The sequence below is a fragment of the Lacrimispora struthionigena genome, from assembly GCF_048627165.1.
Taxonomy (GTDB): domain Bacteria; phylum Bacillota; class Clostridia; order Lachnospirales; family Lachnospiraceae; genus Lacrimispora.
In genome coordinates this window covers 3,252,934-3,272,242 of record NZ_JBMBWP010000002.1, presented here as the reverse complement: position 1 = coordinate 3,272,242, position 19,309 = coordinate 3,252,934, and the positions used below count along the sequence as shown (strand labels likewise).

The following is a 19,309-nucleotide window of genomic DNA, read 5'->3' as shown; positions in this document are numbered from 1 at the left end:
ATTATTTCTCCCATATCTTCCAGGGTGCTTTCCCGGACTGCCATAAATCTTCCAGCTTCTTCATCTCTCTCTGGGTATCCATGCACTGCCAGAAGCCGGTGTGATGGAAGCTCATCAGTTCTCCTTCTGCTGCCAGTCTCTGTAATGGCTTCTGCTCCAGAACTGTGGAGTCATCTTCCAGATAAGAAAAAATCTCAGGATTAAATACCATAAATCCGCCGTTGATCAGGCTGGCATCGGTCTCGTCCTTTTCCCGGAAGGAACGCACCACATCGCTATCATCAATATCTAAAACGCCCTTTAACTGGGCAATATTAACCGTTGTCATGCTTGCAATTTTCCCGTGGCTTTCATGGAATTTTAAAAGTGCATTTAAGTCCACATCACAGACTCCGTCTCCATAGGTAAGCATAAACGGCTCCTCTCCTATAAAGGGCTGTATCCGTTTGACTCTTCCGCCAGTCATGGTATTGAGTCCCGTGTCCACAAGGGTTACCTTCCACGGTTCGGAATAATTATTATGTACCTCCATGCTGTTGTTGGCAAGGTCAAACGTCACATCGGAGGTATGAAGAAAATAATCCGCAAAAAATTCTTTCACTACATACTGCTTGTATCCCAGACAGATCACAAAATCATGGAATCCAAACTGGGAATAATATTTCATAATATGCCATAAAATGGGCTTTTCACCGATTTCAATCATTGGCTTTGGTTTTAAATGACTCTCCTCGCTGATTCTCGTTCCAAGACCCCCTGCTAATAATACAACCTTCATCCTGCTTCCTCCTGACATTTTCTTATTCATATTCATGGTAAGCCTTCCGGTAAAAATGCATCAGCACTTTTACAACTGGTCCCGGCCACATCTTTTTAAACATCTCTGTCTCTTCTTTTATACGGCTGTTATCCTCTATGGCTGCCTTTGTCGCTGCTTCGTCATGGACCCGATAATAAAGAATGGGTTTCTCCACACAGATAAAACGTCCTGGCCGCTTAGACAGCTCGTAAAGCGTATCCCAGTCCAGGGCAAAATGATAGGGGGAGGTAAAGAGTGGTTCCCCCAATTGTTCCTTATTATATGCACATGCAGGACAGCATATGGAATTTCCAAAAAGCAGGACACTTTTTTTAACCCAGGACAGATGACTAAGGAAGCGCAGCCTTAAAGGCAGACGTAAAATCCGCTTGATAAATTCAACCGGCTCAAATGCTGCCAGCTTGTCCTTCTTTACAACAACATAACCGCCGGTAAATAAAGTCATGTCCGGATATCGTTCATAACAATTCAGCAGATTTTTTACATAGTCTTTCTGATACAGATCATCCTGGTGGGCAATGGTCACAAATGTGGCATCTGCCATGTAATAGGCAAAATTCCAGTCATCCCGGATACTGCTTTTCTCGTGTCTGATAAAAAGGGGAATCCCGTACTGATCAGCCAGACCTCTTATATAGGTACTTGGCGTGGAAGTACACAAAATCACATCGGATTCCACACTTTGGGTTTTAATCGATCGGATACAGGATTCCAGATAAGGCGAATCCTTATATGCACAGATTGCAAATGTATGTGGTTTCATTCTTTACCTCAAAATACGTTTGTTTTTGTCTGGCTATGATTATATCATAAAAACAATAAAACATACTACCATATTCATTATTTTGAAAGAAATTGGGGGTATAACAGCAAAAAATAAATTTTTTATTAAATTAGCACTCACCCGTTGACAGTGCTAACAATGCGTGTTATATTACATATATAACAAATAAATCATTTAATCATTGGAAAGGAGATATGACCTATGATGATGCCTAGCATTTTTGGTGAGAGTTTATTGAGTAACTGGATGGATTTCCCCTTTGACCGTTCCTTTTTCGGCACAAAAGAAGGTATGAAAACTGATGTAAAGGAAGTTGATGACGGCTATGAACTGGATATCGATCTTCCAGGATTTCAAAAGGAGGATATTAAAGCCCGGCTCACAGACGGCTATTTAACCATAACTGCATCAAAAGGAGAGAATAAAGAAGAAAAAGACAAAGAGGGCCGTTATATCCGCCGGGAACGCTATTCTGGTAGCATGAGCCGTAGTTTCTATGTAGGCAATGCTGTAAAAGAGGAAGATATACGTGCTAAATTTGAAAATGGAATTCTGAAGCTGTCCGTTCCAAAGAATAAGAAAACTGAGATAGAACAGAACAATTACATCTCCATAGAAGGCTGAAAAAAGGAGGTCCTACCCACAGGACCTCCTTTTTTTATATCAGTTCTATATAAGCCTCAATCAGCTTTAATGTCTGTTCCATTCCTTTTACATGGGTCCGCTCTGTTCCATGGGAAGCATGTACGCCCTGTCCAATCAGTGCAGCCCTGATGTTATGTCCCCCACGGATGGCTGCGCCGGCGTCAGAACCGTAATGTGGGAATACATCCACAGCATAATCAATCTTTTTCTCCTTTGCCAGGGAAATGAGACGGTTGGTCATCTCATAATCATAAGGTCCGGATGAGTCCAGAGCACAGATCGATACCTTTCGTTCGTCCCCTGATAAATCATCTCCAAGAGCCCCCATATCCACTGCAATAAACTCTTCAATGTCTTCCGGTATCCAGCTTGCGCCAAATCCCACCTCTTCATAATTGCTGATTGCAATTTTTAACGTCTTTTTCGGCTTTCTCCCAGATTCACTGATGTCTTTTAAAACTCCTAAAAGAACTGCGACTGAAGCCTTGTCATCTAAATGGCGGGATTTGATATAGCCGCTTTCTGTATAGGAAAACATGGGATCAAAACTGATATAATCACCTTGTGATATCTCCAGCTTTCTCACATCTTCCTCACTGTCAACCATCTCATCTAACCGTACTTCCATGTTCTTTGGCTTTCTTTCCAAAGTTCTGGCGTCGTCATAAGTATGAACAGAAGGCTCTTTGGTAAGGATTGTACCGGTATAAGTCTTTCCGGTTCTGGTATGAACTTTGCAGTACATTCCCTCTATGGACTCCATCATATAACCGCCGACTGGAACCATAATGAGCATCCCTTTTGAGGTAATGGAACGCACCATGGCGCCCAGCGTATCAACATGAGCGGATAAACCAAGAACTTCCTTTTCTTCACCTGGAACTTCAATAATCAGTCCGCCTTTTTTATTATAACAGCAAGCATATCCAAACCCTGCAGCTTCCTTCTCCACTGCCTTTAACACTTCTTTGGTGTATCCGCTGGGACTTGGAATATTCACGATTTTTTCCAATATGGTTGTTACATATGTCATTGTTTCCATCATATTAGCCTTCTTTTCTGGTTTTTTTCTATTTTAGCAGATCTTATAACGGAAATCCAGTGAAATACGAAAAAGGCTGGAAAGCCATCCGGGCGTACCGGTATGCTTTCCAGCCAGTCATCACTTTTTATTATACTTCAAAAATCAGATCGCCGTAGCTTGGAAGTGGCCATAAATCCTTATCTACAATCATCTCCAGCTTATCTGCCGGCTCACGAAGAGCTGCCATTGCAGGTACTACTTCACTGTGGTAAGCAGCTGCCTGTTCTTTGTTTTCTCCAATTGCCGCACATTTGTCAGTAGTATCAATGAGAGCGGAAAGTGCTACCTTCATATCAGAAAGATATGCGCTCACTTCGGTGAGAAGTTCTTCCTGTACACTGGTATCAGCAGACGGACATGCTGACTTAACCTTTCCTAAAGAATCTGCAAGAACGGTTGTATATTTCACAACAGCCGGAATCAGCTGCTTTCCTGCCATATCAATCATGGTTCTTGCTTCAATATTAATGGCTTTTGAATAGGTCTCATATTCGATCTCAACACGGGACTCTAACTCAGCCTTAGTAAATACCTTGAATGATTCAAACATGCTGATGGATTTTTCTTTTGTAAGTGCAGGGATTGCATCAACCATTGCTTTGATGTTTGGAAGTCCTCTTCTCTCTGCTTCTTCTACCCATGCATCAGAATAACCATTGCCGTTAAAGATTACTCTCCTATGTGCTGCCAGCTGCTCTTTAATCATATCATGTACAGCCGTATCAAAGTCTTCTGCTTTCTCAAGTACATCTGCCGCTTCCTTAAATGCCTCTGCTGTAATGGTATTTAATACAACGTTAGGTGATGAGATGGAATCAGAAGAACCTACCATACGGAATTCAAATTTATTGCCGGTGAATGCAAATGGTGAAGTTCTGTTTCTGTCAGTTGCATCTTTAAATAAATCTGGCAGAGTCTTAACGCCTGTCTTTAAGGTACCGCCTGACTTGGAGTGAGTTGCTTCACCTGTGCTGCAAAGCTGATCCACTACGTCCTCAAGCTGTTCGCCGATGAATACGGAAATAATTGCAGGAGGTGCCTCGTTTGCGCCAAGTCTGTGATCGTTTCCAACATCTGCTGCAGACTGACGAAGAAGATCGGCATGCCTGTCAACTGCCTTTAAGATACAGGATAATACCAGTAAGAACTGAATGTTCTCATGTGGTGTTTCGCCTGGATTTAATAAATTAATACCGTCGTCACTGGTTAAGGACCAGTTGTTATGCTTACCGGAACCATTTACGCCTGCAAATGGCTTCTCATGAAGCAGACAGTTTAATCCGTGACGTCCTGCAACCTTCTTTAAGGTTTCCATAACAACATGATTGTGATCAACTGCCACATTGGCCTGCTCATAGATTGGTGCCAGCTCATGCTGAGCAGGTGCAACCTCATTATGCTGGGTCTTTGCGGGTACGCCAAGCTTCCAGAGTTCTTCATTTACTTCCTTCATATACGCTGCAATTCTTTCACGAATGGAACCAAAGTAATGGTCTTCCATTTCCTGTCCCTTAGGAGGCATTGCACCGAATAAGGTTCTTCCAGCGTAAATTAAGTCTTTTCTCTGTAAATACTTTTCATGATCAACAATGAAATATTCCTGTTCCGGTCCAACGGAAGGAGTGACTCTCTTTGAAGTGGTGTTACCAAACAGTCTTAAGATTCTTAATGCCTGCTCATCAACCGCTTCCATTGATCTTAAGAGAGGAGTTTTTTTATCGAGCGCTTCTCCTGTATAAGAACAGAAAGCAGTGGGAATACAAAGTGTAACACCAATTGCATCTTCTCTTAAAAATGCAGGTGAGGTACAATCCCATGCAGTATAACCTCTTGCTTCAAAGGTTGCTCTTAATCCACCGGAAGGGAAGGAAGAGGCATCTGGTTCGCCTTTTACCAGCTCTTTACCGGAAAACTCCATGATTACCTTACCTTCTGATGTGGGAGAGGAGATGAAGGAGTCATGCTTCTCGGCAGTAATGCCTGTCAGCGGCTGGAACCAGTGTGTATAGTGAGTTGCGCCTCTCTCAATTGCCCAATCCTTCATTGCATGAGCTACTACATCTGCAATGGAAGGATCCAGTTCTGCACCGTCTTCAATTGTTTTCTTTAACTTCTTGAAAACGCTTTTAGGCAGACGCTCTCTCATAACGGTCTCGTTAAATACATTCTTACCGAACAGCTCGGCTACATTCACAACTTCGCTCATAAATTTTCCATCCTCTCATATTTAATTTCTACTTAATAAAATTAAGTCTGATTGTTATTTTAGTCTCCTCATTATCTGAATATGCGCATAAATCAGAAAAGGCGCCCTCCTATCATAAGGAGAACGCCATTGTTCTTAATTAAAATAAACCATTTTCCTAAAAAAATCAAGTACTTTTTTCAAAAATATTTTTTTTAGAAGGTTTTTAAGCTTTTCCAACAGAACCGAATAACTCCATCTTCTCTTTCACAGTTGCTTTAATGGCATCTGTTCCAGGAGCAAGAAGCTTACGGGGATCAAATCCCTTACCCTCTAAATCTTTGCCTGCTTCAATATACTTACGGGTTGCTTCAGCAAAGGTAAGCTGGCACTCTGTGTTAACATTGATCTTAGCTACGCCAAGACTGATAGCCTTTTTAATCTGATCTTCCGGAATACCTGTCCCACCATGAAGAACAAGTGGCATGCCGCCTACTTTATCTTTTACAGCTGCCAGAGTATCAAAGCTTAAACCAGCCCAGTTTGCCGGATATTTTCCATGGATGTTACCAATTCCTGCTGCCAGCATGGTTACGCCTAAGTCAGCGATCTGCTTGCACTCATCAGGATCTGCACACTCACCCATACCAACTACGCCGTCTTCCTCGCCGCCGATAGAACCAACTTCTGCTTCGATGGAAAGGCCCTTTTCATTACAAACCTTTACAAGCTCGGTTGTCTTTTCCACATTCTCAGCGATTGGATAATGGGAACCATCAAACATGATGGAAGAAAAACCTGCCTCGATGCACTTATAACAGCCTTCATAAGAACCGTGATCCAGATGAAGTGCCACTGGAACGCTGATCTTTAATTCCTCTATCATGGCTTTTACCATAGCTGTTACAGTTTTATAACCTGTCATGTATTTGCCAGCGCCTTCGGAAACTCCCAGAATAACCGGGGATTTCAGTTCTTCGGCTGTCAGTAAAACAGCCTTTGTCCACTCAAGGTTGTTGATGTTGAACTGTCCAACTGCGTATTTTCCATCTCTTGCTTTTTCAAGCATCTCTTTTGCTGAAACTAACATATCACAGACCTCCATATTATTTATTGTCTTACATTTTTTTATTATAACCTATTTTAACTTATTTGGAAAGATTATTTTTTCAAAGATTGTTTTTTTTATAACAAAGTTACATTTACTTTCAAAACTATTTTAAGCTAAAAAGCTCATAACTGTCTCTTTCATTTTATCCCTGTCACACTCACTCTGATGAAGGACAGGAGCCGTGCGGATTTCTTCAACTGCCTGGGGAATCTCGGTTCCTGATACATCCGATAAACGGTCAATAATCTTAAATTCATCTTCCTCAGACTTCTTTCCTTCCAGAGCCTCTAAAACACTTCCAGAAAACTTATATGGGCTGGCTGTGGAAGCAATCACTGTCTTCGTCTCATCCGCCGTCTGCTTCTTATACTGATGATAAACAGACGCTGCCACACCTGTATGGGTATCAATCAGATAACCGGTACTGTCAAACAGCTCCTTAATCGTTGTCTGATTTTCTGTTTCCTCTGCAAATCCGCCTACAAAATCTTCCATGAACTTTTTCATGGCTGGTGTGACGGTATAGCTTCCTGTTTCACTAAGTTCCTTCATCAGCCCTGCATTTACCGCAGCATCGCTGCCGGTGCTTAAATAGATGAGACGTTCTAAGTTACTGGAGATCAGGATATCCATGGATGGGGAACTGGTGAGTATAAACTCTCTGTTTCTGTCATAAGTTCCTGACTGAAAGAAATCATAGAGAACTTTATTTTCATTGGAAGCACAGATTAATTTATCAATAGGCGCTCCCATCTGCTTGGCTATATAAGCAGCCAGAATATTTCCAAAGTTACCTGTGGGAACTGCCACATTAATTCGTTCTCCATCAGATATCTCTCCGCCTGACAGCAGCTTCCCATATGCATATACATAATAAACCACCTGAGGAACCAGTCTTCCTATATTGATTGAATTCGCAGAAGACAGCTGATAACCCTTCTCTTCTAACTGAGCAGCAAATTCGTGATCACCAAAGATTTTTTTCACACCAGTCTGGGCATCGTCAAAATTCCCATGTATGGCTGCTACGTGGGTATTCTTTCCTTTTTGTGTTGACATCTGAAGCTCCTGGACACGGCTCACTCCGTTTTTAGGATAGAAAACAATAATCTCCGTTCCTTCCACATCGGCAAATCCGGCCATGGCTGCTTTCCCCGTATCTCCGGAGGTTGCCGTCAGTATCACGATCTTATTCTTTACCTGATTCTTTTTAGCAGCAACGGTCATCAGGTGGGGAAGTATGGAAAGTGCCATATCTTTAAACGCAATGGTGCTGCCATGGTATAATTCCAGATAGTATGCACCGTCCGCTTTGGCAAGAGGGGCAATTTCTTCCGTATCAAACTTGCTGTCATAGGCTCGGTTAATACAGCTTTTTAATTCCTCCTCTGTGTAATCGGTGAGAAACAGCTTCATGACTTCATAAGCAGTTTCCTGATATGTCAATGTAGAAAGTTCTTTCATGGTCTTGTCTAGCTTCGGGATAAAGCTTGGCATAAACAACCCGCCATCTGCTGCCAGCCCTTTTAAAATTGCCTGGGAAGCCGTCACATTGGCTTCTTTGCCTCTGGTACTCTGATAGGATAATTCCATGGTATCGCGTTCCTTTCCTGCTCTCTCTTAATAAGTGTGATTGAAAAAACCTTGCCAGCATTGTAGCACACTTTAAACTTAGGTGCAAGAAAAACAGGCAAAAAAGTTTTCTTATTGCGGACATATGTTCTTGTATAGAGGACACTTTTCTAATTTGCATCTCCGCTGATGATGTGGTAAGATACTGTCAGAAATACAGAAAGGAGTCACTGTCACATTGAACTATCCTAATATTGTAAAAGGCAGTTTTATAAACCGCCCAAACCGCTTTATCGCTTATGTGCAGATTTTATCAGGGGACGGAGAAGAAAAGACCGTAATCTGCCATGTTAAAAATACAGGCCGGTGCAAAGAACTTCTGCTGCCGGGCGTTACAGTACTCCTTCAGTATCATCCGGAAGCCTCTGTCCTCGGCAGGAAAACAGAATACTCTCTAATCGGGGTCTATAAAAAAAGGGAAAAAGACACACTGTTAATCAATATGGATTCCCAGGCACCTAATTTAGCAGCTTATGAATGGATCCTTGGATCTGAATCAGTTTGTGATGTGAAAAGAGAGGTTACCTATGGTCAATCCCGATTTGATCTGGCTTTTCAGTTAATCGGCAAAGATGAGTCCGGATGTGTAACCCGCACACCTGCATTCATGGAGGTAAAAGGGGTGACCTTGGAAAATCACAACCATGCTCTTTTTCCTGATGCTCCCACAATAAGGGGGATCAAGCATATCGAAGAACTGATTCATGCAAAAAATGACGGATATGAGGCCTATCTCCTGTTTGTGATCCAGATGAAAGGAATGACCGGTTTCTCTCCCAACGAAGAAACCCAGCCTGAATTTAAAGAAGCCTTAAAAAAGGCCTTAGCTGCAGGAGTCCACATCCTTGCATATGACTGCCAGATTACGGAGAACTCCATGATTGTGGACCAGCCGGTACCTTTGATTCTGGACTAACCCGATCATTCTTCCTCACTCCAGATAGAAATCCGGGGTGCGGGATAAAAGCTCCTTTCGGTCAACAATCCGGTATACCCTGTTTTCCTTTCTTATAACACCGTCCCTGCAAAGCATGTTCATAACCCGGAATGTCTGGCGGTAGCTGGCTCCAATGGATTTTGACGTATCTGCCAGTGTCTCCAGGAAAATTCCTTCCTGTTCCGCAAACAGAATAAACGCACAAAGCCGTTCTTCACAGGTATGAAGGGCGGTTATCACACTCTTTTTGGAACTTCTTATGAGCTTTGATGCCAGTTCTTTCCCTATGTCATTGACAAAAGGGAGATTCTGTTTTAATTTCTCTTCGTACTTTTTATAGGGAAGACCGATGCAGATAAACTCTGTCACTGCACTGATGGTAGCATTTGCAATATGGGAACCCGTCATTAACTCCACATCCCCAATGATCCCTTCTGAAATATAATAGCAAAGCAAAAGATCCTTTCCATTGGCAGAAGCAGAACAGACCTTTGCTTTTCCGGAAACGACCAGAAGAAAGTATTCCATCTCCATACCTTCCTGTAAGATCAGCTCTCCAGGTGCAAACCGAAGCAAAGCAGAATCACCAAGATCCATGTCTGATAAATGAAACTGAAGAAATATATTTCTGATCCTCTGTTCCGTGATATTCATCTGCATTGCCTCCTTCCTGTCTCTTTCAGGAGTATGACATATGTCATACCGTCTTGTCAACGGGGTATGGTATGCTTGGATTCGAAATCGGAGGTGATTTTATGTATAATTTTCTTTCTTTACTTGCCGGCGTTATTATATCCTTTATGATTGCACTCAATGGAGGTCTGACAGCACAGTACGGGGTATTTGGAGCGGCTGTTATCATCCATATCGTAGGCGTTTTATTTGCATTCCTACTGCTTCAGTTTCTTCGTGACTCCAGTCAGAAGTCAGAAGAAAAACTCCCCTGGTGGCTATATACAGGCGGAATCATCGGAGTGCTGACCACTGCATTTAGTAATTTCGCATATGGGAAAATCAGCATAACAGGAATCATTGCCTTAGGACTTCTGGGACAGGCAATGGCTTCCCTTGTGATAGACTGGCTGGGACTCTTTGGTATGACAGCATATCCGCCTAAAAAGCACACGCTGGCTGGACTGATCCTGGCGTTTCTTGGCATTGTTGTCATGCTGAATCATTCGTTTTACGGAACAGCATTCCCGGTTCTGATCTCTTTTCTAAGCGGGACTACCATCGTTCTCTCCCGCACGGTCAATGCTGGTTTGTCAAAACATACCGGAGCTCTTAAGGGTTCCTTTATCAATCATCTGACAGGACTTCCGGTAACACTGATTCTTCTGTTTCTCTTCGGAAGAAATGAAGCAGTCTTTCAAAATTTCACACTTTCGCCTCATGTCTGGATCTACCTTGGAGGAACTTTAGGAGTTATCACTGTTTTACTTTTCAATGTAACAGTTCCCAAAATCCCTTCATTCAGACTTACGCTTCTATCCTTTACGGGACAGATTTTTACAGGAATTATACTGGATCTGATTACCAGGAAAGGTTTTACTATGGCAACCTTTTCAGGTGGTCTTCTGGTTGCCGCAGGGGTTGGGCTCTCCATAGCTGGAGAACGATTCACTTTGCTATTTAGAAACAAATCTATCATAACTGACGAAACTTTATAGATTAAAAAACAGGATAGAAGTTTTAAAAAGCTGGGATGTATATAGCTTTTTAAACTTCTATCCTGTTTTAAAATTTCCTTCCCCCGCCCCCCATGGTGCGACCGGAATTAGTATGAACCGTACTTTGTCCCCCAGAAGACATGCCTCCGCCTCCAGAAGAGTGGTTACTTCCCCCAGTATCACGGGGTATGATCACATGGGTCACAACGCTATTCACTAAATTATCATTTTGCCTTGAATATCGAAACTCGCAGTCAGCCCGGTAAGCCAGAAGGGAGTTAGCGGCTCTTCCCCTCTCTTTTGTCATGGAATACTGACTTTTTACACCACCGCACACAGCTGCAGCTGCGGCAGCGGCCACTAATATTGCCAATGCAGCTTCATACCACTCTATATTTCGGTAAACACTGATTTCTCCCGTATCGGAATTATAATTATACTGGCCTCCCGGTATCCCTGCCTCGTAATATTTGGTAACTCCCGACAGATAAGTTCTGGCACAGGCGGCATAATCACCCTTGCTGATCTCGTTATATGCATCATCAAGAATTGCATTCCATCTGTTGTCAGTCAGAAACCGGTTCATCTTTCCTACAGGCAGAATATACATCTCCCTGTTATCCATATCAATTAAAAATAAGGCGCCCCGGTAATCACTTCCCACTCCAAACTTTCTTTCAATATAGAAGTTTTCCGCATACTCTTTCGCAGTTTTTCCGCTGGTGTTATCAGATGTTACGATCACCACATCCATATTCATCTCTTTTTTCATAGACTGGATTGTAGTTTCAAATTCCGCCTTCTCATCTGCTGTGAAAAGACCTGCATCATCATAAACCCTTGCTTCGTTCCCGCTATGTTCCTGATTCTGCATTGCGTAAGCAACTGGCATATTTCCAAATAACAGGAGTACAGATATCAGGAATATTAAAATGCCGGAAAATAGTTTTATTATTCTCATATAAAATACCCCACAAGCAGCATAAACAGACACACAGGGACAAATACTTTAGCAAAGAGAAACATCAGCTTCCCTTTGTCAACCGGAATCTCGCCGCATACCTTTCCTGTTTGTCCATTAATGGTGAAATAATAAATCCGATTTTTACTTTCATCATTATAAGTAAGCGTCCACACAGGAAGAAGTGCATATTCCCATGTCTCGTTCTCTAACTTTATATCCTGATTTTCTACCCTTACATGATCATAAGAAGAGATGCTGTTACGCATTGTATCAGCTGCAAAATTTCTGATTTCAGACTTTACCTCATCTGTAAATTCCTGTTTCTCCATATCTCTTCGCTCTGCTACAAAACCGGAGAGATATCCCATTGTAAAAGGTTCTAATTTGTCTGTATCAAATGGAAGAACGCCTTCCACCAGTTTACGGTTTGCTTTCTTTAATGCATTGCGTGGAACAAATTTTACAGGCATGGTTCCGGATCGATTAACTTCATATGTCTCAGTCTCCGTATACCTTCTGTCACCGCTTACCCATACCCGGATCCGCTCCGCTCTCGCTTCCAGACTTCCCTGAGTGGTACAGCTATATAGAAGATAGGGAAAATAGACCCCTGTAATCTTTTCAATCTGATCCTCACTGTAAAATGCCTTGGGAATATACCGTTTCTTCTTAAGCCAGTCCCGAAAGATTCCCGTAGCCTCTTTTTTATCATAAGAAAAAGGAATCACATAATCCGGATGAAATTCTCCGCTCAACCGTCCGGATAAGATAACCGGGTTATGGCAGTAATAACAAAAAGACGCTGCAGTGGTGTTGTCCGTTACAAGTTCGGCACCGCAGCTGGGACAAGTGTATAATAAAGTCTCTGATTGTACTCCTGATTCTTTCTTCTCTTCCTGCGTCTTTTCTTCCTGCGCTTTTTCTTCCTGCGCCTTTTCTTCCGTATCCCTGAATCCTTCCTGTGCGAATTCAGACAAACAGTATTCACAGGTATACCTCTGCTTTTGAGGATTAAACTTTAACGGCCCCCCGCAGTTGGGACACTTATAAGAGATAATCCCACTCATGGCCTTGGTTTTCCGCATTCAGAACAGAATTTACCGGTATTAACCGCTCCGCAACCACAGGTCCAAGGGCCTTCCGGCTTTTTGCTGCCGCAATCAGGGCAGAATTTTCCAGTATTAACCGATCCGCAGCTGCAGGTCCATGTTTCCTGTGCGCCTGCATTCTTTGCTGCCTGATTCATCTGCATCTGATTTGCATTGGCGGCGGAAGCAGCTCCCATAAATCCACCTGCAGTATTCATTCCCATACCCATGCCCATAAATCCAGCCAGTGAACCATTGGCATTGCTTCCGGCTGCCTCGATCCCTCTGGCCGCCGCGCCTTGAACATAACCTTCCCGTATGCCGGGGTCGCTGAGCATTGCTCCCTGATTTCTCATCTGGATTAATGATTTGGATTCATCATCGTAGGAGATGCTTGCAATTCCAACAGACTGGATTTCAATACCTCTTCCGGCTCTCCACTGGTCATCTAACACATCTGACATGTACTGTCCCAGCTCTCTACCCTTGGAAGCTACATAAGATATCCGGATTCCATCGGCAGACATCTGATTAATGGAAGACTGGAGGGCTTCTAAAAATTCCGATAAATACTGCCCGTTAATATCATCCACCTCAATATGATCTGCATTCTTTGGTACAGCCTCTGCATAAAAAAGAATGGGATCTGTTACTTTTATGGAATAAGTGCCGTGAGCTCTTAAAAACAGCTCTGCATTGTAAAACTGATCGAAATAATTAATGGGATTGGGTGTGCCAAACTTGATTCCCTTGATTTCCTGCAGATTTATGAAGTAAACCTTCTGGGCAGTGGGTGTCTGACCTCCAAAGCGGATCCGGTCAAAGGACTCGCTCACCGATTCCTCTAACTGACCATTAAAAAGAGAGGGCATGGATGAATTCTTAACGGTAAAGTATCCAGGCTCCCCTGTATAGTCAATTACCTTTCCCCCGTCCACCAGAAGCATAAACTGGTTGGGGTAAACATGAATGACGGAACCGTCTGATACCGTATTATCAGTTCCCTTTGTATTGGATCCTTTCCGAACCTTTACACCGCTGGTAAACAGGGTCTGATCTCCCATATTGCCTGCCTCTATCACTTCCAGCCACTGGTCAGCCAGTGAGCCTCCGATTGCTGAAGTCAGCGCTTTTACAATTCCCATTCCGATTCCTCCTTTAGATTTTTATTACATATTATACTGCACAGATGATGTCTTGGCTATCCCATTCCCCTCATCATGGCAATTTCTTTTGCATATCCAGGTAAATCATTGGGTGTCTCCAGATAGAAAGGCAGATTCTTAAGACTTGGATGTTCCACGACCCGTTTTAACGCATCAAATCCGATCATTCCTTCTCCAATTGCTGCATGCCGGTCCTTATGGGAACCTAGGGGATTTAAACTGTCATTTAAATGTATGGCTTTCAGCCTGGAAAGGCCGATGATCCGGTCAAATTCATTTAAAACTCCATCCAAATCTACGGCAATATCATAACCTGCGTCCCAGACATGGCAGGTATCCAGACAGACTCCCATGCATTCGTTTAACTCAACCTGATTAAGAATTTCGCGAAGCTCTTCAAACGTTCGTCCTACTTCGCTGCCTTTTCCAGACATGGTTTCTAAAAGAACCGTGGTTTTCTGGTCTGGTCTTAAAATCTGATTCAGCATATGGGAAATATAACGGATTCCTGTTTCTGCTCCCTGACCAGTATGGCTGCCGGGATGAAAATTATAACAATTACCAGGAATATATTCCATTCGATCCAGATCATCTTTCATGGTATCTCTGGCCAGTTCCCTTAACCCCTCGTCAGCCGAGCATGCATTAAGGGTGTAGGGAGCGTGGGCAAGAATCCGGTTAATTTCGTGCTCCTTAGCAAAAGAGAGAAAACGCCCGATATCTTCCGGATCAAGCTTTTTGGCTTTCGTTCCTCTCGGATTTCTTGAAAAAAACTGAAATGTATCCGCACCGATCTTCACAGCTTCCTTACCCATGGCAAGAAATCCTTTGGATGAAGATAAGTGACAGCCGATTGTAAGCATAAAGATCTCCTTCTTATTTTTTTCTGATTCTTCTTCTCTTGGACTGACTGACACCCTTTATGGCTATAAGAATAAATATGGCTGCCAGAAGAAGCTGAATTAAGATACTAAGCAGCACCCAGTTATTCATGATGAAGTTATCCGGGTGAGGTCCAAACCACTTATTTAGACTGCTTATCACCGGATTAACCCCCGCCTGCTTGTTAATCATCACGTAAAAGGTTGCCACTGGATTTAACAATAGCAAATACAGGCAGGAACCAGAGTTTGCCTGATCTGTCACTCCATTGATACTGGAAGCATAAGAGCTGTCCATATTCATTCTTGCCATGGAAAGCATAAATATATTGACTGCATAAGTTCCTGCTGCTATAAAAACCAATACCCCATAACTTACCACAGTGGCTACAGTAGACCGTTTAAAAAGAGAGGAGAAGCAGATTCCCATACTTCCGCAAAGAAGTGCTACGGTCAGATAACAAAGCAGCAGCAGAAGCACATCATGAATCATTATTCCGCCATACACAAAGGAAACAGCAAGCAGAGGGAAGCTGGAAACCACCATGAGAAACATGGTACTGAAAGAAGATAAAAGCTTTCCCCATATAATTTCTGATGGCTTCATGGTTGTAGTCAGCAAAATATCAAGGGTCTGCCGTTCCCGTTCACCGCTTATACTCCCTGCTGTGAGTGCAGGCATAATAAACATCAGCATAACAAATTCCACAACTGCCACAAATACGTATAAAGTGGTAAAGGATGAATACTGGATCTCAGCCGTCAGCTTTACCCGTTCTACTACGGAATACATATTAAGCAGAATTACCAGCGCCAGGATGGAATTAAAAATCACCAGAATCAGTGCCAGCCGGAAACTTCTGGCACTGACCATGGTCTCCCGCTTATAAACCGGATTCGTTTTCATGTACAAGCACCGCCTTTTCTTTATCAGGATCTGTAATCTGCATAAATAAGGATTCCAGACTCCCCTGTTCCCTGCTAAATCCATGAACCATTACTTCCGCATCTATGAGCTGCTGAAGCAAAATGGCTTCATCTTGCTGGTCTCCGATAAAATTCACCCTGATATCCCCTTCCTTCACTGCAATGGTCTGCACACAGGGCTGGCTTTTTAAAATAGTAAGAGCTCTTTCTTTACTGCCCAAAATGGAAATAACCAGGGGATTGGTAGCATTCACCCTCCTTAAAATCTCTTCCATGCTTCCGCTTAAAACCATCTTTCCCTGGTCAATGATTCCGATATCAGTACACAGCTCAGACAGTTCAGACAGAACATGGGAGCTGATAAAAATGGTCTTTCCCTGTTCTCTCAGTTCTTTTAAAATCTCCTTAAACTCAAACCGTGTTCTTGGATCCAGACCAGAGGCCGGCTCATCAAGTACCAGCAGGTGAGGATCATGAATCAGGGCTCTGGCAAGACAGAGGCGCTGTTTCATACCCCTTGATAAACTGTCTACATAGAAATCTGATTTATCCTCCAGCCCTACCTGTTCCAAAAGAGTCATATACCGGCTTCTGGCTTTGAGACCATTAATTCCGTAACAGGAAGCGAAAAACTCCATGTATTCATTGACCTTTAAGTTGTCATACACTCCAAAAAAATCAGGCACATAGCCGATTTCCTGCTTAAGTAAATTCAGACCGTGGGATACATCTGTCCCGTTAATTAAGACCTGACCGCTGTCTGCAAATAAAAGACCTGTCATAATCTTAATGGCAGTGGTCTTTCCCGCTCCATTAGGTCCTACAAACCCATACAGGGATCCTTCGGGAATCATTATATCAAGTCCGTTTAAGGCGTGAAATTTGCCAAATTTTTTCTTTAAATCTTTAATCTCTAATATCATTTATCCCTCCCCAGAACCATCAGCATGGGCAGTGTCACATACCAGTTGTTTTCTACGCTGTCCTCACAGACATATTTGACTGTCAGTGTATTACCCGGTGATAAATATGAGACCAGTTCCCTTGCCGAATATTGTGTTTTTCCTGGATCCATGAGATCGTAATTACCCGTATCATGATTGTAAAAGTACATTTTTCCTTTAAATATATTGGTATAATTTGTACTCTGACTGTTTAAAAATTCTTCAGAAGGATTCTCAAATATCAGTTTTTCCACACTCACATCATTACCCAGCGAATATTCCAGAGCAACCGGATCCACGCCGTAGATGGCATTGGTATCTGAATAATACTGTCCGCTTACTGTTGTAGGCATTCGCATCAGCGCAGACCTGTATGTCTCATCATCCTTTTTCAAGTTTACATTGATCGCGGAGGTATACATCGTTACTCCATAGGTTTCATATCCCCCGTTTACAAGGAACTGATTGTCCTTCTGATCCTCACTAAATGCTACAATTCGTGCTTCCTGGTTATAAAAAGAGGAGTACCGGTCCAGATAAAAGCTTAAAATATTGGTTCTTGAAAGAGCAAGCATATAATCCGGATCTTCTATATCCGCCTTTGAATACTGATAGCCTCCTGTTACCCGGGCAGATACCTGTAAGGAGTTATTGATGGGATAATTGATAACAGAAATCCCATCCAGCTGTTTGGTCTCCCCAGGCTTTAGCTCATCGATAACAACCATCTTGCCATACATGAGAATCCCCACCTTTTCTACAGAAAAAGGATATTCATTGGTAACTGTTCCATATACATTTCCATTAAACAGGGTAATTTTTCCCCACAAACCCTTCCGGTTATCATTTAGAGTTCTTTTCTTCAGTGCATAGTATTTAGGGGAAAATGCGGCTGCATTCTGTGCAGATACTCTTGTTCCGTCTTCCCCATAGCTGATCCTTACATTATAATCTTCACTACCCGTAAACTTTGGTACCGGAGCCCTTTCATAGGACTTGCTTCTGGTAATGGGGAGAAGGCTGTAAGAGGGATCTAACGGTATGGAATAGGCTTTGTTATAAGGGGTTCTCATATTGATATAGGTATATTCATCCTCATAACTTTCTGAATTATCAAAAATTGTGGCATAGGTAAAAAAGGTATCCCGAAACCTGGTTTTTGCACCCATGAAGTAAACCACCACAGTAAACAGAAGAGACACCGACACAATCGCAGTCCGGTAATAACGTCTCTTGTCTTTCCGTTTTAAAATCAGATAGGTGCCAGGTCCCACCAGCACAATATAGGTTAAAATAACGATGGAATAGAACGCAAGAGCTGGAAGCTTATCCACATCCCCAGTATTAAGCATGTTCTGAACGGACCAGAACTGGCTGGAATTACCGCTGTACAAATAAGAAGAAAGATTATTTAATCTGGTTTCTCCAAGCAGTGCGGTAAACATCTTATCAACGTAGGAACGCTGTGTTTCGCAAAACGGAGCAATATCAACAAAGTCATAGGCTGCAACACCCACAACTCCTTTTCCCCTGACTGCTGCTGTTAAAACAGGAAACTGATCATTTGAAAGGACACCGGTTCCTCCCTTTAAAGAGATATCGGCGCAGACAAGATTCATAAAGGAGTCTCCAGGACCATTGGTGGCATACTCTACTCCCATGTCCACCGATTTTTCTGCAGGTACTTCGTAATCTTCATTGAGCAGATCTGACCGGAACGCATACAGCGTATCATCTGCACGAGCGCCGGTTCCAAGAAGAAGGGTTCCTCCATCCTTTACCCATTCCATAATGGCAGATATCTGATCTTTTGAAAGCTTTCTGGTATCATAATCGGTTATGACAAGTACATCCAGCAGATCCAGACCAATCACATGATCAGGCAGCTTCTCCGCCTGCATGGGAAATGTTCTTATTTTCACTGCGCTGTAATTGACTCCCACTCCCTCCATGTAGGACAGCTTCTCCGGTGAGTCGGACAATACACCTACATAAAGTTCCGCCACATCTGTGGGCACGTTCATCTTTAAGCGCTTTCGTATCAGTTCTGTTCCCTGAGAATCTAACAGCTTCACATATAAAATATCCGCTCTTCCCACAGGAATATCCAGAGATTTCTCTACAGAGCCCATGGCATCCAGGGTAATGGGGTAATCGTATTGATAGATGTCATAGTCGGATTCCATCGCCTCTACACGCACTGTACCGTTAAAGGGTGATGCAGACTGGCTTTTCAGTGAGAAATTCACAGGAACATAACGGTCTGCCTTGGCGTTACCATCATATCCATATGTAACCTCCATGCCGATACCGGAAGTATTCTCACTACCATATTCTTCAGAATAGGAACTCCCCCCATTCTCTCCATTCTCCGGACCATTTGCGGTCATGCCGAAAACAGGCAGCAATGAGCTGCCTGCCAACGTGAGCGCCATGGCACAAATCAGGGATATCTTTCTGAGTTTCATTTT

General features: G+C 42.8%; 17 protein-coding genes. 3 read left to right on the top strand and 14 right to left on the bottom strand.

All coding sequences use genetic code 11. The features are described from left to right. Position 1 precedes the first annotated feature (1 nt). Together rfbF and ACOAOT_RS24440 are read right to left on the bottom strand one after the other, a co-directional pair. Entirely contained in the window at positions 2 to 778 is a 777-nt protein-coding gene (rfbF, locus tag ACOAOT_RS24445; protein WP_420219319.1) for a glucose-1-phosphate cytidylyltransferase, read from the bottom strand. 22 nt (positions 779 to 800) lie between these two features. Beyond that, the gene (locus tag ACOAOT_RS24440) at positions 801 to 1,583 is read right to left on the bottom strand and encodes a glycosyltransferase family A protein (RefSeq protein ID WP_420219318.1); all 783 of its coding nucleotides are present in this window, start codon (positions 1,581 to 1,583) and stop codon (positions 801 to 803) included. A 222-nt stretch (positions 1,584 to 1,805) separates the two neighbouring features. Here ACOAOT_RS24440 and ACOAOT_RS24435 point away from each other — a divergent pair, with 222 nt between their 5' ends. Continuing rightward, the gene (locus tag ACOAOT_RS24435; RefSeq protein ID WP_420219317.1) at positions 1,806 to 2,228 is read left to right on the top strand and encodes an Hsp20/alpha crystallin family protein; all 423 of its coding nucleotides are present in this window, start codon (positions 1,806 to 1,808) and stop codon (positions 2,226 to 2,228) included. Positions 2,229 to 2,262: 34 nt separating this feature from the next. Here ACOAOT_RS24435 and ACOAOT_RS24430 read toward each other — a convergent pair whose 3' ends face one another. The 4 genes from ACOAOT_RS24430 to thrC form a co-directional block, all read right to left on the bottom strand. After that, on the bottom strand, positions 2,263 to 3,291 hold the full coding sequence (locus ACOAOT_RS24430) for a M42 family metallopeptidase (protein WP_420219479.1): 1,029 nt from the start codon (positions 3,289 to 3,291) through the stop codon (positions 2,263 to 2,265). A 130-nt stretch (positions 3,292 to 3,421) separates the two neighbouring features. Continuing rightward, entirely contained in the window at positions 3,422 to 5,539 is a 2,118-nt protein-coding gene (locus tag ACOAOT_RS24425) for a glutamine synthetase III family protein (RefSeq protein WP_420219316.1), read from the bottom strand. 205 nt (positions 5,540 to 5,744) lie between these two features. Beyond that, on the bottom strand, positions 5,745 to 6,608 hold the full coding sequence (fba, locus tag ACOAOT_RS24420) for a class II fructose-1,6-bisphosphate aldolase (protein ID WP_277405840.1): 864 nt from the start codon (positions 6,606 to 6,608) through the stop codon (positions 5,745 to 5,747). 129 nt (positions 6,609 to 6,737) lie between these two features. After that, on the bottom strand, positions 6,738 to 8,222 hold the full coding sequence (gene thrC, locus ACOAOT_RS24415) for a threonine synthase (protein WP_420219315.1): 1,485 nt from the start codon (positions 8,220 to 8,222) through the stop codon (positions 6,738 to 6,740). A 217-nt stretch (positions 8,223 to 8,439) separates the two neighbouring features. Between thrC and sfsA the strand changes: the two genes are divergently transcribed. Then, the gene (gene sfsA, locus ACOAOT_RS24410) at positions 8,440 to 9,177 is read left to right on the top strand and encodes a DNA/RNA nuclease SfsA (protein WP_420219314.1); all 738 of its coding nucleotides are present in this window, start codon (positions 8,440 to 8,442) and stop codon (positions 9,175 to 9,177) included. Positions 9,178 to 9,192: 15 nt separating this feature from the next. Here the strand turns inward: sfsA and ACOAOT_RS24405 are convergent, their stop codons facing one another. Then, a complete protein-coding gene (locus ACOAOT_RS24405) occupies positions 9,193 to 9,852 on the bottom strand; it encodes a cyclic nucleotide-binding domain-containing protein (protein ID WP_420219313.1) in 660 nt (219 codons plus the stop codon). 101 nt (positions 9,853 to 9,953) lie between these two features. On the opposite strand from ACOAOT_RS24405, the gene ACOAOT_RS24400 reads away from it, so the two are divergent. Beyond that, positions 9,954 to 10,868, top strand: a complete 915-nt coding sequence (locus ACOAOT_RS24400) for a DMT family transporter (protein ID WP_420219312.1) — start codon at positions 9,954 to 9,956, stop codon at positions 10,866 to 10,868. Positions 10,869 to 10,935: 67 nt separating this feature from the next. On the opposite strand, the gene ACOAOT_RS24395 is transcribed toward ACOAOT_RS24400, so the two are convergent. The 7 genes from ACOAOT_RS24395 to ACOAOT_RS24365 are packed head-to-tail and all read right to left on the bottom strand — an operon-like array spanning position 10,936 to position 19,306. Further along, entirely contained in the window at positions 10,936 to 11,829 is an 894-nt protein-coding gene (locus ACOAOT_RS24395) for a TPM domain-containing protein (protein WP_420219311.1), read from the bottom strand. Beyond that, positions 11,826 to 12,899: a TFIIB-type zinc ribbon-containing protein gene (locus ACOAOT_RS24390; protein ID WP_420219310.1), complete on the bottom strand. Its 1,074-nt coding sequence runs from the start codon at positions 12,897 to 12,899 to the stop codon at positions 11,826 to 11,828. The genes ACOAOT_RS24395 and ACOAOT_RS24390 overlap by 4 nt, the downstream gene beginning before the upstream one ends. Further along, complete coding sequence (locus ACOAOT_RS24385) at positions 12,896 to 14,065, bottom strand: SPFH domain-containing protein (protein WP_420219309.1); 1,170 nt, start codon at positions 14,063 to 14,065, stop codon at positions 12,896 to 12,898. The genes ACOAOT_RS24390 and ACOAOT_RS24385 overlap by 4 nt, the downstream gene beginning before the upstream one ends. A 56-nt stretch (positions 14,066 to 14,121) precedes the next feature. Further along, the gene (locus ACOAOT_RS24380; protein ID WP_420219308.1) at positions 14,122 to 14,949 is read right to left on the bottom strand and encodes a deoxyribonuclease IV; all 828 of its coding nucleotides are present in this window, start codon (positions 14,947 to 14,949) and stop codon (positions 14,122 to 14,124) included. 13 nt (positions 14,950 to 14,962) lie between these two features. Continuing rightward, a complete protein-coding gene (locus ACOAOT_RS24375) occupies positions 14,963 to 15,874 on the bottom strand; it encodes an ABC transporter permease (RefSeq protein ID WP_420219307.1) in 912 nt (303 codons plus the stop codon). Beyond that, positions 15,852 to 16,814 (bottom strand): ABC transporter ATP-binding protein, encoded by a 963-nt coding sequence (locus ACOAOT_RS24370; protein ID WP_420219478.1) that lies wholly within the window; start codon positions 16,812 to 16,814, stop codon positions 15,852 to 15,854. The genes ACOAOT_RS24375 and ACOAOT_RS24370 overlap by 23 nt, the downstream gene beginning before the upstream one ends. Then, entirely contained in the window at positions 16,814 to 19,306 is a 2,493-nt protein-coding gene (locus tag ACOAOT_RS24365; RefSeq protein ID WP_420219306.1) for a DUF8725 domain-containing protein, read from the bottom strand. Before ACOAOT_RS24365 ends, ACOAOT_RS24370 begins: the two co-directional genes overlap by 1 nt. Between the last annotated feature and the right edge of the window lie 3 nt (positions 19,307 to 19,309).